Origin of the sequence: Streptomyces niveus (assembly GCF_001723055.1) — a bacterium.
Lineage (GTDB): Bacteria > Actinomycetota > Actinomycetes > Streptomycetales > Streptomycetaceae > Streptomyces > Streptomyces niveus.
Map to the genome: position 1 here is coordinate 1 of NZ_MDCR01000100.1, position 13,769 is coordinate 13,769.

Sequence of the window (13,769 nt, forward strand, 5' to 3'; positions counted from 1 at the left end):
GCCGAGCTCCTCCACGAGGTGGACGGGCAGCCTGATCGTGCGGGACTGGTCCGCGATGGACCGGGTGATGGCCTGGCGGATCCACCAGGTCGCGTAGGTGGAGAACTTGAATCCCTTGGCGTAGTCGAACTTCTCGACCGCGCGCACCAGGCCGGCGTTGCCTTCCTGGATGAGGTCGAGCAGGGGCAGTCCACTGCGCGGGTAGCGTCGGGCCACGGCGACGACGAGACGGAGATTCGAGCGTATGAAGACGTCCTTCGCGCGCTCACCGGCGGCGACGAGGGCTTCGAGCTCCTCGCGCTGTGCGCCGGCGCCCTCGCTCTCCACGACTCCGTCAAGAATCTGCTGCGCGTACACGCCCGCTTCGATGGTCTGGGACAGCTCGACCTCCTTGGCGGCGTCGAGCAGCGGCGTACGCGCGATCTCGTCGAGGTACATGCCGACCAGGTCGCGGTCGGCGATCTCGCCGCCTACGGCGCGAACACTGCTTGCCGCTTTCGGACCACCGGTGGCGGTACGACGGGCGACGGCACGGGTTGCCATGCGAGCTCCCTTACTGAGTCGGTCGCGACACCCTCCCGGGTGCCCTGCATCCGTTGGAAACAACGACTGGAATCCGGACAGAATTCCCATGGCGTGCGTTCATTTTGTGATCATGCAGTACCCTGTGCCGCCACCGAGCGGGAACGTGTGGTGCCGGCCCGGGCGGAAGTCCAGGTCAGAAGCGGAATCGAGGACGATCCGACGGCACTCACAGACATTCACCACCATTACGCCCGTGAGACGACGGTCACTCCCGGCACCGGCGCCTTCACTCCCCGGCGACGCCACCCGTTACCGCGTCTCCTACCCCGAAGACGGCTCACACCGCCTCAAGGTTGCTCGGGGTGTCCGTTCCGGGTGAGCCCTCGGTCGCGGCCGGCCCTTATGCGCGGGGCGGAACGCGTGCCTACGGTGGAAACGGTCGATTCCCTCTGTCGTGAGGAGGCGCGTGATGGCGAAGGTGCTTTTCATCGTGAGCGGAGCGACGTACTGGGTACTCAAGGACGGCACGAGATACGCGACGGGTTACTGGGCCGAGGAGTTCGCGAACCCGTACAAGGCGATCACGGACGCCGGCCATGAGGTCGTGGTCGCGACACCCGGCGGCGTGACCCCCACTGTCGACATGATGAGCCTGCGCCCGGCGATGGCCGGCGGCGAACAGGGAGCCCTTGAGCTGGAGGCGATCATCCGCGACGCGGAGGCGATGCGCAGGCCGCTCAAGCTGTCGGACGTCCGTCTCGAGGACTACGACGCGGTCTATCTGCCGGGCGGCCACGGTCCGATGTCGGACCTGGCGTTCGACGCCGACGCGGGCCGGCTGCTGACGGCGCAGCTCGCCTCGGGGAGGCCGCTGGCGATCGTGTGTCACGCCCCCGCCGCGATGCTGGCCACCAGGATCCACGGGGAGTCGCCCTTCAAGGGCCGCAAGGTCACGGGCTTCACGAACGAGGAGGAGGACGGGGTGGGGCTGTCCTCCAGGGCGACGTGGCTGCTGGAGGACGACCTGAAGGACAAGGTCGGCGTCGATTACAGCCGCGGCGAGACCTGGAAGCCGTACATGGTGGAGGACGGCAACCTCATCACCGGGCAGAATCCCGCTTCCGCCGAGGTACTGGCGGAGCGGCTGCTCCAGATCCTGGCGTGACCCCGCGCGGGTGCGTACCGCTCAGCCGCCGTGCGGGGTGCCGCCCAGAAGGCGCTCCACGGCCGCCTGGGCGTTGACGCGGCCCGAGCCGTAGGTGACGACCGTGTTGGCCGCCAGCGCGTCCACGGCGTGCGGCCAGCCGGTGAGGACGACGACCGCGTCGGGACGGCGTGCGACCAGTTCGCGCAGCAGCGCGGTCTCGGCGGCGTCCCGGTGCGGCTCCCTGGCGACGACGACCAGGGGGCGGCCCGCCGAGCCCTGGAGGGCGGTTTCCGCGCGGGTGGCGGTCGGGCCCTCGGGCGGTACGCCGGTGGCGGTCAGGCCGGGCATGGCCTCGGTGAGGAGGCGGTTCAGATGCGGGGAGCGGCTGCCGGACGCGTGGTTGACGCGCTGTCGCAGGTCGATCAGGTACGGCGCCGGGCCGAGCGCCACGTTGCCGCGTACCCGCAGCGCGGTACGGGCCACGGCGAGCGGCAGCGCGTCCTCCTTGGGAGGCGGCGGCGTGGCGCGGGCCGCCGTGATCCAGTCGGCCAGCTCGCGGGCGCGGCGGCCCGCGTCGGTGAGCCGGTCGGCGGGCAGGACACCGGTGGCCAGCGCGTCGAGGAGCGCGTCGCGGGCCGTGGCGTACGAGAGCGCGGCGGCCTCGGCGCTCGCCGGGTTGCCCAGGCACAGCAGGTCGGCCCCGCCGAGCACGGCCTGGACGCAAGCGGGCCCGAAGCCCGGGTCGGCGAGGACGGCGCCCATGTCGAGCGCGTCCGTGACGACGGCGCCGGTGAAGCCCAGCTCCTGGCGGGCCAGCCGGGTGGCCTCCGGGTTCAGCGAGGCCGGGGCGTCGCCGAAGGGGAGGGCCTTGATGTGCCCGGTCATCAGACAGCGGCTGCCGGCGGCGATCACGGCGCTGAACGGCAGCAGGTCGCGCCGCCGCAGCAGGTCGAGGTCGGCGGAGAGGTGGGGCACCCTCAGGTGCGAGTCGACGGCCGTGTCGCCGTGGCCGGGGAAGTGCTTGGCGCAGGCGGCGACCCCGGCGGACTGGAGGCCGGTGACGTACGCGGCGGAGTGCCGGGCCACCAGGGCGGCGTCGGAGCCGAAGGCGCGTATGCCGATCACCGGGTTGTCCGGATCGGCGTTGACGTCGACGTCGGGCGCGAGGTTGAGACCGATGCCCGCCGCGCGCAGGTCGTGGCCGATGGCGCGGGCGACGCGTTCGGTGACGTCGGCGTCGTCGACCTCGCCGAGTGCGCCGTTGCCGGGGTACGAGGAGCCGGTCGCCGCCTCCAGGCGGGTGACGTCGCCGCCCTCCTCGTCGCTCGCCACGATCAGGTCGGCGCGGCGGGCGTACAGGGTGGCCGAGAGGGCGGCGGCCGTCTTCGGGTCGGGCACGTTGTGCGCGAAGTACACGACGCCCGCCAGCCCGGCGTCGACGGCGTCGAGCAGCCACGGGGGCGGCTCGGTGCCGTGGAAGCCGGGCAGCAGGACGGCGTTGACGAGCCGTAGCGACGCGTCCGTGTTGGTGGGACTCATCCCTTGACCGCCCCGGCCGCGAGTCCGGACGCCAGGCGGCGCTGCACGATGATGAAGAAGATCAGCACCGGCAGTGTGATGAGGGTGGAGCCGGCCATGACCGGGCCCCAGGACGTGGAGTTCTCGCCGAAGAACTGGAACAGGCCGACGGCGGCCGTGTACTTGGAGCCGTCCTTCATGAAGGTGTACGCGAAGACGAACTCGTTCCACGCGGTGATGAACGCGAACACGCTGGTGGCGACCAGGCCCGGCGCGACCAGCGGCAGCAGGACGGACCAGAACATCCGGGGCCACGAGCAGCCGTCCAGATACGCGGCCTCCTCGACCTCCTTGGGCACCGTCGCGACGAAGCCGCGCAGCGTCCAGATCGCGAACGGCAGCGACAGCGCGATGTAGACGACGGTCAGCCCGATGAGGCTGTTCAGCAGCTCGTAGTCCCGCATCTGTAGGAAGAGGGGGATGACGAGCGCCTCCAGCGGCACCATCTGCACGATCAGCACCATGATCAGTACGGAGGTGCGGAACCGGAACCGGAAGCGGGCGACGGCCACGGCGGCGAACAGCGCCAGCAGCCCGGAGATCAGGATGGTGCCGAGCCCGACGATCATCGAGTTGGCCAGGAACTGACCGAAGTTGCCGCGCTCGAAGATGTAGGTGAAGTGCTCCCAGCTGATCCCGCTGGGCAGGACGTCGGCGCCCCGGGTGATCGCGTTCGGGTCGAGCGCGGTGCTGACCATCCAGTACACCGGGAACAGCGTGAAGACGAGCAGCGCGAACACCGCGGCAGCGAGCCCGATCCGCCCGGCGGTCGTCGTGCGGGTCACAGCTCGTCACTCTCCTTGAAGAGGGTTCGGATGTAGACGATCGTGATCAGCAGCAGGAGCAGCGTGAGGAGTACGGCGGTGGCCGCTCCCGCGCCGTAGTCGTTCAGGGCGAACGCCTGCTGGTAGGACCACACGCCCAGGTTGAGGACCTCTTCGTTGCTGCCCGCGCCGCCCGGCATCAGATAGATCTGGGTGAAGACCTTGAAGTCCCAGATGGTCGACAGGATGGTGACGACCAGGAAGATCGGCTTGATGGTGGGCACGGTGATCTTCCAGAACCGCTGCCAGGCGTTGGCGCCGTCGATCATCCCCGCCTCGTACAGCTCCTTGGGGATCGTCAGCAGCCCCGCGAGCACGGTGATGGCGACGAACGGGAAGCCGTGGTGCACCACGTTGAGGGTGGCGATGGCGTAGAAGGACAGCCGCTCGGTGAACCAGTTGGTGGTCTCGGGGTCGATGAGCCCGAGCGATCCCGCGAGCTGGCTCATCATGCCGTCGCCCGCCGAGAACAGCCACACCCAGACGTAGGTGCCGGTGACGGCGGGCATCGCCCAGGCCGCCATGATCGCGGTGGAGCAGATGACCCGCCAGGTGGTGCCGAGCCGCTGGAGCAGCAGGGCGGCGAGGGTGCCGAGCGCGACCGTCAGGGCCACGCAGGCGACCGCGAAGAACACGGTGTTGGGCAGGACCGTACGCCACAGATTGCCGTCGGTGAGCAGGTCCTTGTAGTGGTCGAGGCCGGTGAACACACCGACGCCGCCACCGAACTTCACCTCGTAGTCCTGGACGGACAGGATGCCGACCTTGACCAGTGGCCACAGGAGCAGCCCCGCCAGCACCACGAGGGAGGGCAGGAGCAGCAGCCAGGGGCGGGTGGTGCGACCGAGCTGCTTGCGGCGCAGCGTCGGGCTCGGACGCGGGCCGCGTGGCCGCGACGACTTCATCACTGAAGTCGTCGCGGCCACGTCGTCGTCGTGCGCCGAGTCTTCGATGACTGACTCAGGAGGCAAAGATCTTGTCCATCTCCTTGGCGGCCTGGTCCGCGGCCTCCTGCACGGTCTGCTTGTCCGTCAGGATCGACTGGATCATCTTCGTGACGACCTGCGTGGCCTGGATCTGGCCGTACGCGGGGGTCTTGGGCACGGTCGCGCCGGCCTCGGTCATCTGCTTGGCGAACGGCGCGACCAGCGGGTCCGCCTTCGCCTGGACCTCCTTGAGGAGGGAGTTCTGACCGGGGAAGTAGTTCGTCTGCTCGGCCCACTTGGTGGCGAACTCGCCGGTGGTGACCAGCTTGACGTACTCCCAGGCCAGGTCCTGGTTCTCGCCCTTGAAGGTGGAGAGGTACGAGCCGCCCAGGAAGGACTTGCTCATGCCGCCGGTCTCACCCGGGATCGGCGCGGCGGCGAGCTTGCCCTCAAGGTCGGGGGCGGCCTGGACGAACGCCTTGGGCGTCCAGTTGCCGGAGAGTGACATCGCGATCTTCCCCTTCTGGAAGTCGGTCGCCACCTCCTTCTCGGTCCAGGTGGTGACCTTCGCCGGGGACAGCTTGTCCTTCTTCGCGAGGTCGGTGTAGTACGTGATGCCCTTGACCGACTCGGGGGAGTTGATGCCGGACTTCCACTTGCCGCCCTCGTCGACGGCCAGTTCACCGCCGGCGCCCCAGACGAACGGGGTCGCGAACATCTCCGCGCCGCCCGCGACGGGGAAGGAGATCATCTCCGGCTCCTTCTCCTTCAGGACCAGCGCGGTGTCGCGCAGTTCCTTCCAGGTGGTCGGGGCCTTGAGGTTGTGCTTCTCGAAGATGTCCTTGCGGTAGAGGAGGCCGCGGACACCGGCGTACCAGGGCATGCCGTACTGCTTGCCGTCCAGCGTGCCCGCGTCGGCCAGGCCCTCGACCAGGTCGTCGCCGAGGCCCGATTCCTTCACCTTGTCGGTCACGTCCACGAGGCCGCCGGTCTCGGCGAACTGCGGGATCCAGGTGGTGCCGACCTCGGCGACGTCGGGGACCTGGCTCGGTCCGCCCTCGATCGCGGTGGTGAACTTCTTCTGCGCCGTGGCCCACTGCTGGTACTCGACCTTGACCGTGGCGCCCGTCTTCTTCTTGAAGGCCGCGGCGACCTCGTTGAAGAAGGGCTTGGGGTCCGGGTTGGTCCCCTCCATGATCCATACGGTCAGGGTCTTGCCCTTGCCCGACGTTTCGCCGCCGTCCCCGCCCGAGTCCCCACTGCCGCAGGCAGAGAGTCCGAGCGCCATGGTGACGACAAGGGCCCCGATGACATGTTTCCGCATGGCCGCTCCCTAACAGGATGTCTAGACCACAGGAAGGTACGGAGGCCGGAATGCCCGGTCAAGGCCATAGGCCAGGGGGATGTCGAACCGTTGCCTATCTGAACCCGTCTGCCATTGGCCCGACCACTGGCGGGTACGCCGGGGGTGCGCCGGGAGCGCGCCGTGGCTGGTCAGCCGAACTGGACCGACCGTTTGGCCAGCCCCATCCAGAAGCCGTCGATGACGTTCCGTACGGAGTCCAGCTCGTCCTCGGCGGCGCCGAGCGTCACGAACAGCGGCGCGAAGTGCTCGGTACGCGGGTGGGCGAGCGCCCCCGCCGGGGACTTGTGCGTGAAGTCGAGCAGCGCGTCGACGTCCCGCGCGAGCAGCGCCTCCCGCCCCCAGGCGTCGAACTCGGCCGACCAGCCCGGGACTCCGGGTCCGGTGTGCCGCAGCGCGGCCAGGTTGTGCGTGAAGAATCCGCTGCCGACGACGAGGACCCCCTCGTCGCGCAGCGGGGCCAGCTTGCGGCCGATCGCGAGGAGTTGGCGGGGGTCGAGCGTCGGCATGGAGATCTGGAGGACGGGGATGTCGGCGCCGGGGAACATCTCGACGAGCGGGACGTACGCCCCGTGGTCGAGCCCCCGGTCGGGGACGCGCTGGACGGGGACACCGGGGCCGCGCAGCAGCTTCTCGACGGAGTCGGCGAGGGCGGGGGCGCCGGGGGCCTCGTACCGCACCTGGTAGTAGTGCTCGGGGAAGCCCCAGAAGTCGTAGACCAGCGGCACGGTCTCGGTGGCACCGAGGGCGAGCGGCGCCTCCTCCCAGTGGGCTGAGACGATCAGGATCGCCCGGGGGCGCGGCAGGTCGGCGGACCAGGCGGCGAGCTGTCCGGGCCAGTGAGGGTCGTCGGCGAGGGGCGGGGCGCCGTGGGAGAGGTAGAGGGCGGGCATGCGCTCGGCTGTGCTGGTCATGGCGTCTCCCTGCCGGTGAACATCTACTTGAACCTTAAAACACTCACTGAGCCGGACCTTACTTGTATCTAGTTCAACTTTCAAGGAGCGCGTAGGGTGGGGAGCATGAAGAGCGACGGTCAGCCACGCTGGCTCAGCGCCGAGGAACAGGGCGTCTGGCAGGCGTACCTCCAGGCCACCACGTTGCTGGAGGATCATCTCGACCGCCAGCTGCAGCGCGACGCGGGCATGCCGCACATCTACTACGCGCTGCTCGTGCATCTGGCCCGCGCCCCGCAGCGTCAGCTGCGGATGACCCAGCTCGCCAAGAACGCCAAGATCACCCGCTCCCGGCTCTCGCACGCGATAGCCCGGCTGGAGAAGAACGGCTGGGTACGCCGCGAGGACTGCCCCTCCGACCGGCGCGGGCAGAACGCGATCCTGACGGACGAGGGCGACGCGGTGCTGAAACGGTCCGCGCCCGGCCATGTCGCCGCCGTACGGCAGGCGATCTTCGACCGGCTCGGCCCGGAGCAGGTGACCCAGCTCGGGGAGATCATGCGGGTGCTGGCCGAGGGGCTTCAGCCGGACGGTTCGGACGCGGATCTGCCCTGGCGCCGCTGACCCGGGGGCGCGACACCGGGGCGCGGCACCTGAACGCGCATCTGCCCCGGCGCCGCTGACGAAGCAGCGGTACCAGGGCAGATGTGGAGCGGGACGAGCCCGGTCGCGTCAGTGCATGACCACCGGGACCGGGGCGTCCTCGGCCGAGGCCTCGGCGCCCTCACCCTTGGCCACCTGGGTGCTCCCGGGACGGCCGGTGTTGATGAAGGTGAACGCGATACCGGAGGCGACGACCAGGATGCCGACCGCCCACCAGATGGCGCTCGCGTATCCGTGCACCATCGCCTGGAGCTCCAGCAGCTTGGCGTCGCCCGCACCCGCCGCGTTCGCCGCGACGTACGCGGTGGTGGCGGAGGCGGCCACGGTGTTCAGCAGCGCCGTACCGATGGCGCCGCCGACCTGCTGCGAGGTGTTGACCATCGCCGAGGCGACACCCGCGTCACGCGGCTCGATGCCGTGCGTCGCCAGGGACATGGCCGGCATGAACGCCGTACCCATGCCCAGACCGAGCAGCACCAGCGCCGGCAGGATCAGACCGGGGTACGAGGTGTCCAGCGACAGCTGCGTCAGCAGCAGCATGCCGGTCGCGCCGACCAGGAAGCCGGGGCCCATCAGCAGGCGCGGCGGCACGCGGGTCATCAGCCGGGCGCCGATCTGGGTGGAGCCCGTGACCATGCCGACGATCATCGGCAGGAACGCGAAGCCGGTCTGCACCGGCGAGTAGCCCTTCACGACCTGGAGGTAGTAGGTCAGGAAGAGGAACAGACCGAACATGCCGATGATGGCCAGGCCCAGCGAGAGGTAGACACCACCGCGGTTGCGCTCCATCAGGACGCGCAGCGGCAGCAGCGGGGACTTCACCCGTGCCTCCACCGCCACGAACGTGGCGAGCAGTACGGCCGAGGCGACGAACATCCCGATGGTGGTCGGGTCGGACCAGCCCTCGGACTCGGCGCGCGTGAAGCCGTACACCAGCGCGACCAGGCCGAGCGTGGACAGGATGACACCGGGGATGTCGAGCGGGTTGCGGTTACGGCCGCCCGCGGGCTCCCGGATCACGAAGTAGGCGCCGACGGCGGCCACGATCGCGAACGGGATGTTGACGAAGAAGGTCCAGCGCCAGTCCAGGTACTCGGTGAGGAATCCGCCGAGGATCAGACCGACCGCGCCACCGCCACCGGCGATCGCGCCGAAGATGCCGAACGCCTTGGCGCGCTCCTTGGGATCGCCGAACGTCACGGCGAGCAGGGAGAGCGCGGCGGGCGCGAGCAGGGCGCCGAACGCACCCTGGAGGGCTCGGGAGCCGAGCAGCATCGCCTCGCTGGTCGCGGCGCCGCCGATCGCGGACGCGGCGGCGAAGCCGAGCAGGCCGACGACAAAGGTGCGCTTGCGTCCCCACAGGTCGGCGATACGTCCGCCGAAGAGCAGCAGACCGCCGAAGGCCAGCGCGTACGCCGTGATGACCCACTGGCGGTTGCCGTCGGATATGCCCAGGTCCTGCTGGGCGGAGGGCAGCGCGATGTTCACGATCGTCGCGTCGAGCACGACCATCAGCTGGGCCAGGGCGATGAAGACCAGGGCTTTCCAGCGCTTGGGATCAGGTCCCGATTCGGGGACCTGGGGGTCCGGGAGCCGGGTCTCGGCTGTTTTTGACATGGGTAGGGCCGCCTATGTGTACGAAGAGTTCATAACGGGCGCGGGGACGCACTGGTCGGCCCTACGCGCGGGTTACGGGTGAGTGGTTCGAAGGAGCGCCCGACTTGGTCGAGGTCGGCGGCGCTGCGTAGTGAGGTGCGTGGTGGTCATACGCGGCGGTGTGTGCCGCGGCGGTCTTACGTGGACAGAAGTTCTTGGGTCCGGAGGCGCGGCACCGGTCGTCATCGACCGTGGCGCAGATCCTCCAGAGTCGCCGCCGCACCCGGCAGCTCGGAGCGCGCGGGCGCCTCCAGGCCGTCGAGGAACAGCTGTAGATGCCGGTGCGTGAAGCGGTCGATGTTCAGACAGCCGGTACCGGGCAGCGGACGGGTGAGCTGGGAGAGCGCCACCATCAGGTCACCGACCGCGACGTCGGTGCGCAGCCTGCCTGCCGCGCGCGCCTGCTCCATGAGGCCTTCGACGGCCAGTTCGAGGCGTTCGCGTTCCGCGTGCAGTTGGGGCAGCTCGGAGTTGAAACTGCCGGAGAGCAGCGGGCACAGGGCCCCGATCCGCTCGTCGGCCGCCGCGTGGACGAAGCGGCTGAGCGCCACGAACGCGTCGGATTCCTCGGCCGCGAAGCGCTCCGCCTGGTCGGCGGTGCGCGCCATGACCGAGTGAACCACGTCAAGGATGAGCGCGGACCGGTCGGGAAAGTGACGGTAGAGCGTCGCGTTGCCCACACCCGCGCGCCGCGCGATCTCGTCGAGCGGCACGTCGGGGCCCGACTCCACGAGGATCTCGCGGGCCGCCGCCACGATGCGCTCCCTGTTGCGCAGTGCGTCCGCGCGCGGACGCGGAACGCGGCGCGTGTCGGATTCGGCAGCGGTGGTCACGACGGGCCCTTCCCTCGGTTCACACAAGTGGGGAACGTGTCCCCGGTTTCCTTGACACGGGTGCAAACGGGGAAGCCCTCCCCGGTTATTTCGGCGAACTCTGTGAGCTGGCTCACAGGCCCGGCGGGGCCCGGTGAAAACCCCACGATCGGCGCACCCAGCGAGCGCCGACACGCCGCCCGGCGCAGGGTGATCGGACGGAGAGCAGTCAGCACGGACGACTGCCGCTGACCCGGAGGCGGCCGATGAAGCACACCCGTCGGATACGCGGAACCGCAGGTCGCGGCAGGCATGCCCGGCCCCGCCGCATCGGCGCGCTCGCCGCACTCGCCACCCTGACCCTCGCCGGCCTCACCACCGCCAGCGCGACGCTCCCGCTCTCCACCCGGGCCTCCGCCGGGCCGGTCTCCACCTCGCACGAAGCCGCCCTCGTCCCGTGCCGTATCGCCGTCGCCACCGGCGTCCAGATGTCCGAGGGCATACCCACCCCCGCCGGTTACTCCCGCTCGACCGGCACGGTCCGCGCGCTCAACCTGATGGTCGACTTCTCCGACGCGCCCGGCCCCGGCAGCGCCGCCGACCGGCTCGGCGAGTTCTTCCCGCAGACCTCGCAGTGGTTCCGCACCAGCTCCTACGGGCGGCTGGACTACCGGCCCGAGGCCCCGCTGAAGGACTGGCTGCGGATGCCGCTGCCGTTCAAGGAGTACGGGATAGAGCGCGGCGCCCCTTACGAGCCGGGCTACCGGCGCCTCGTCCAGGACATCGTGACGGCGGCCGACCCCGAGGTGGACTTCCGCGCGTACGACCTCGTCAACATCCTCGTCACCCCCAACGCCGGTCCCTCGGCCCTCGACACCGTCCTGTCCGTGACGTTCTCCGGCAACGGCGAGGCCCCCACGGCGGACGGCGTCCCGCTGGCCAACACGTCCTTCGTCTACAGCAGGCAGGACGACGGCTCGGGCTCGTACGCCCGCACCGGCTACCGCGTCCTGCCGCACGAGAACGGCCATGTCTTCGGCCTCCCCGACCTCTACACCATGGACGGCGGCGGCACGGTCGGGCACTGGGACATCATGTCCGAGGACTGGGGGGCCAACAACGACCTGCTGGGCTGGCACAAGTGGAAGCTCGGCTGGCTCGACAACGAGCAGATCAGCTGCGCGTCCACCCCCGGCGTGAGCGAGCACGACCTCACCCCACTGGCCGAACGCGGCGGGCACAAGCTCGCGTTCGTGCCGCTCTCCGAGGAGTCCGGCTACGCGGTCGAGGTCCGCACGCGCGCGGGCAACGACGAGGCCGTCTGCAAGCCCGGCGTGCTGATCTACCGGGTCGAGTCCGACGTCGACACCGGGCGCGGCCCGGTGACCGTCTCGGACAGCGAGGAGCGCAGCGGCGGGTGTACGCGCCGGCCCAACGTGCACGCGGAGCTGTCGGACGCGCCGTACGGGCCCGGTGAGACGTTCCGGGACCGGGACGCCGGTGTCAGCGTCACGGTGCTCGGCAAGAGCCGGGACGGCGGCTACCGGGTCCGCGTCAGCCGGTCCTGACCCAGCCGTCGGGGGTGAACGCCTCGGCGGTGGCCCGCTCGTCGCGCCAGTAGGCGTACGGGAGCGACTGACCGCGCAGCCACAGCTCACCGGTCTCCGCCGGGCGGCGTGACTCCATGGCGGGCGTGCCCCGGGAAGGCGGCGCCGCCTCCCCCGGTCCGTCCACGACCAGCGCGCCGCCCGCCGCCATCGCGCCGTACACCGCGTGCAGCGCGGCGGTACGTGAGAAGGGACGGGGCAGCGGCAGGACGGGGGCCGGGCCGAGACCCGGCAGCTCCCCTCGGTCGAGCGCGTCGGCGGCGGCCCGGAAGCGGGCGTCCATCGCGGCCCCCGCCTGCGCGAGCTGGGTGGCGACGGCGCCGCGCAGGGGCTCCGCCGGTGACCCGTAGACGATGGTGGCGTCGGACTCGGCCCGGATCTCGATGTCGGGCGGCGCCGCGTACCGGTCGGGGGCGGGCAGGTCCGCGGGCAGGCCGGGGCCGAGGACCACGACGCGCGCCCGCGCACGCTCCGCCCACCCCGCGACGAGCGGCAGCCGTTCACCGTCCACGAGCAGCAGGCCCGGCGCGCAGTGGTCAAGGACGCGCCCCAGCTCGTCCCCGCTCCACGCCGCGCCGAGCGGTACGGCCACCAGACCGGCGAGCTGCGTCGCCCAGAAGGCGCTCTGCCACTCCGGCCGGTCGCCCATCAGGACGGCGGCCCGGTCGCCCGGCCGCAGCCCGTAGGTGTCCACGAAGAGGTTGGCCAGGGCGGTCGCGGCGGCGAAGAAGTCGCCGTACGTAAGGAGGTGGGCCCCGTCGTCGCCGACGAGGAAGGGCCGCTCCCCGTACGCCCAGGTCGTCTCCACGAACTCCCGCAGGGTGCGCGGCCCGTCCGCGTACATGAGCGAGCCGTTCTCGGCGCGTACGACCTCGAAGGGTGCTCCGGGGGCGGTCAGGGCGGCGGTGTGCGGCAACGTACGTCTCGCTTTCTTCGTACTCTCAAGTGGAGCCGTGCCCAGTCGCGTGTCGGATCCATCGAGCGAGGAGCTCCAGTTGCACCACTTGTACGTCAAGGTCTGCGGTCTGCGGAAGCCGGAGGAGGTCGAGGCCGCCGTGGCCGGTGGGGCGTCGGCCGTCGGGTTCATCCTGACGACGAGCCCCCGGCGGCTGTCCCCCGCCGAGGCGCGCCCGCTGGCCGCGCTCGTACCGCCGGGTGTCGCGAAGGTGGCGGTCTTCCGCGGGGAGCCGCTGGAGGAGGTGCGCCGGGCGGCGACCGTCGCGGGCGCGGACACGATCCAACTGCACGGCGGGGAGCCGCCGGAGGCGTTCACGGCGCTGCGCGCGGACGGCTTCCGGCTCATCCGCGCCACCTCGCCGGAGTCGGGCGACCCGCTGACGGCGGGCGCGTACGGCGAGGACATGCTCATCATCGACTCGCCCAGGCCGGGCTCCGGCGAGCGCTGGTCGCCGGAGTCGCTGCCGGAGCAGCCGACGGGGTCGTGGGTGCTGTCGGGCGGTCTGTCCCCGGACAACGTGGTGGACGCGGTGACGGCGCTGCGGCCGTGGGGCGTCGACGTGTCGAGCGGGGTGGAGACCAGCCGGGGCGTCAAGGACGTCGGGCTGATCGAGAAGTTCCTGACCGGCGTACGGGGAATGCGTTCCTGAACACAGCGTGGCGGGCGAGGACCGGGGCATCCGGGACTAGGGCCTGTCGTTTGGATCAGGCCGGATGAGTGAGCGGGGTCTGGTGCCGTGGATCGCAAGGCGGAGGAGGGAGGCATGGCGGAGCCATGCCGACCGACGACAACGCGGCGGGGCGCGGTGCCGGGGCAC

13 protein-coding genes are annotated in these 13,769 nt (G+C 70.6%); 4 read left to right on the plus strand and 9 right to left on the minus strand.

The features are described from left to right. Window positions 1-543 (minus strand): sigma-70 family RNA polymerase sigma factor (locus tag BHU15_RS13530; protein ID WP_141726817.1); only part of this gene is annotated, 543 nt, incomplete at its 3' end. A gap of 451 nt (window positions 544-994) precedes the next feature. Between BHU15_RS13530 and BHU15_RS13535 the strand changes: the two genes are divergently transcribed. Continuing rightward, window positions 995-1,690, plus strand: a complete 696-nt coding sequence (locus BHU15_RS13535; protein ID WP_171908365.1) for a type 1 glutamine amidotransferase domain-containing protein — start codon at window positions 995-997, stop codon at window positions 1,688-1,690. A gap of 21 nt (window positions 1,691-1,711) precedes the next feature. Here BHU15_RS13535 and BHU15_RS13540 read toward each other — a convergent pair whose 3' ends face one another. The 5 genes from BHU15_RS13540 to BHU15_RS13560 all read right to left on the minus strand — a co-directional run bounded on the left by BHU15_RS13540 (window position 1,712) and on the right by BHU15_RS13560 (window position 7,277). Beyond that, the gene (locus tag BHU15_RS13540; protein WP_069627411.1) at window positions 1,712-3,211 is read right to left on the minus strand and encodes a glycoside hydrolase family 3 N-terminal domain-containing protein; all 1,500 of its coding nucleotides are present in this window, start codon (window positions 3,209-3,211) and stop codon (window positions 1,712-1,714) included. Then, on the minus strand, window positions 3,208-4,035 hold the full coding sequence (locus BHU15_RS13545) for a carbohydrate ABC transporter permease (protein WP_069627412.1): 828 nt from the start codon (window positions 4,033-4,035) through the stop codon (window positions 3,208-3,210). The genes BHU15_RS13540 and BHU15_RS13545 overlap by 4 nt, the downstream gene beginning before the upstream one ends. Beyond that, on the minus strand, window positions 4,032-4,979 hold the full coding sequence (locus BHU15_RS13550; RefSeq protein ID WP_023541031.1) for a carbohydrate ABC transporter permease: 948 nt from the start codon (window positions 4,977-4,979) through the stop codon (window positions 4,032-4,034). Before BHU15_RS13550 ends, BHU15_RS13545 begins: the two co-directional genes overlap by 4 nt. Before the next feature lie 55 nt (window positions 4,980-5,034). Then, window positions 5,035-6,324, minus strand: a complete 1,290-nt coding sequence (locus BHU15_RS13555; protein WP_023541030.1) for a sugar ABC transporter substrate-binding protein — start codon at window positions 6,322-6,324, stop codon at window positions 5,035-5,037. A 170-nt stretch (window positions 6,325-6,494) separates the two neighbouring features. Then, a complete protein-coding gene (locus BHU15_RS13560) occupies window positions 6,495-7,277 on the minus strand; it encodes a dioxygenase family protein (protein ID WP_023541029.1) in 783 nt (260 codons plus the stop codon). Between the two features lie 105 nt (window positions 7,278-7,382). Here BHU15_RS13560 and BHU15_RS13565 point away from each other — a divergent pair, with 105 nt between their 5' ends. Further along, window positions 7,383-7,880, plus strand: coding sequence for a MarR family winged helix-turn-helix transcriptional regulator (locus tag BHU15_RS13565; RefSeq protein ID WP_023541028.1), 498 nt, complete (start codon window positions 7,383-7,385; stop codon window positions 7,878-7,880). A 108-nt stretch (window positions 7,881-7,988) separates the two neighbouring features. Here BHU15_RS13565 and BHU15_RS13570 read toward each other — a convergent pair whose 3' ends face one another. Beyond that, on the minus strand, window positions 7,989-9,536 hold the full coding sequence (locus tag BHU15_RS13570) for an MFS transporter (protein ID WP_069627413.1): 1,548 nt from the start codon (window positions 9,534-9,536) through the stop codon (window positions 7,989-7,991). Window positions 9,537-9,757: 221 nt separating this feature from the next. Beyond that, on the minus strand, window positions 9,758-10,408 hold the full coding sequence (locus tag BHU15_RS13575) for a TetR/AcrR family transcriptional regulator (RefSeq protein WP_023541026.1): 651 nt from the start codon (window positions 10,406-10,408) through the stop codon (window positions 9,758-9,760). Between the two features lie 245 nt (window positions 10,409-10,653). Here BHU15_RS13575 and BHU15_RS13580 point away from each other — a divergent pair, with 245 nt between their 5' ends. Beyond that, entirely contained in the window at window positions 10,654-11,955 is a 1,302-nt protein-coding gene (locus BHU15_RS13580) for a M6 family metalloprotease domain-containing protein (protein ID WP_069627414.1), read from the plus strand. Here BHU15_RS13580 and BHU15_RS13585 read toward each other — a convergent pair. Further along, the gene (locus BHU15_RS13585; RefSeq protein WP_209269076.1) at window positions 11,942-12,910 is read right to left on the minus strand and encodes an AMP-binding protein; all 969 of its coding nucleotides are present in this window, start codon (window positions 12,908-12,910) and stop codon (window positions 11,942-11,944) included. The genes BHU15_RS13580 and BHU15_RS13585 overlap by 14 nt on opposite strands. Window positions 12,911-12,959: 49 nt before the next feature. On the opposite strand from BHU15_RS13585, the gene BHU15_RS13590 reads away from it, so the two are divergent. Continuing rightward, window positions 12,960-13,601 carry a phosphoribosylanthranilate isomerase gene (locus tag BHU15_RS13590; RefSeq protein WP_247748453.1) on the plus strand — a complete coding sequence of 214 codons (642 nt, stop codon included), beginning with the start codon at window positions 12,960-12,962 and terminating at the stop codon, window positions 13,599-13,601. Window positions 13,602-13,769 lie beyond the last annotated feature (168 nt).

What these genes read in the sequence shown, in the direction of transcription:
- BHU15_RS13535 (WP_171908365.1), top strand. Translation starts at nt 995, where the DNA reads ATGGCGAAGGTGCTTTTCATCGTGAGCGGAGCGACGTACTGGGTACTC.
- BHU15_RS13540 (WP_069627411.1), bottom strand. Translation starts at nt 3,211, where the DNA reads ATGAGTCCCACCAACACGGACGCGTCGCTACGGCTCGTCAACGCCGTC.
- BHU15_RS13550 (WP_023541031.1), bottom strand. Translation starts at nt 4,979, where the DNA reads ATGAAGTCGTCGCGGCCACGCGGCCCGCGTCCGAGCCCGACGCTGCGC.
- BHU15_RS13555 (WP_023541030.1), bottom strand. Translation starts at nt 6,324, where the DNA reads ATGCGGAAACATGTCATCGGGGCCCTTGTCGTCACCATGGCGCTCGGA.
- BHU15_RS13560 (WP_023541029.1), bottom strand. Translation starts at nt 7,277, where the DNA reads ATGACCAGCACAGCCGAGCGCATGCCCGCCCTCTACCTCTCCCACGGC.
- BHU15_RS13565 (WP_023541028.1), top strand. Translation starts at nt 7,383, where the DNA reads ATGAAGAGCGACGGTCAGCCACGCTGGCTCAGCGCCGAGGAACAGGGC.
- BHU15_RS13570 (WP_069627413.1), bottom strand. Translation starts at nt 9,536, where the DNA reads ATGTCAAAAACAGCCGAGACCCGGCTCCCGGACCCCCAGGTCCCCGAA.
- BHU15_RS13580 (WP_069627414.1), top strand. Translation starts at nt 10,654, where the DNA reads ATGAAGCACACCCGTCGGATACGCGGAACCGCAGGTCGCGGCAGGCAT.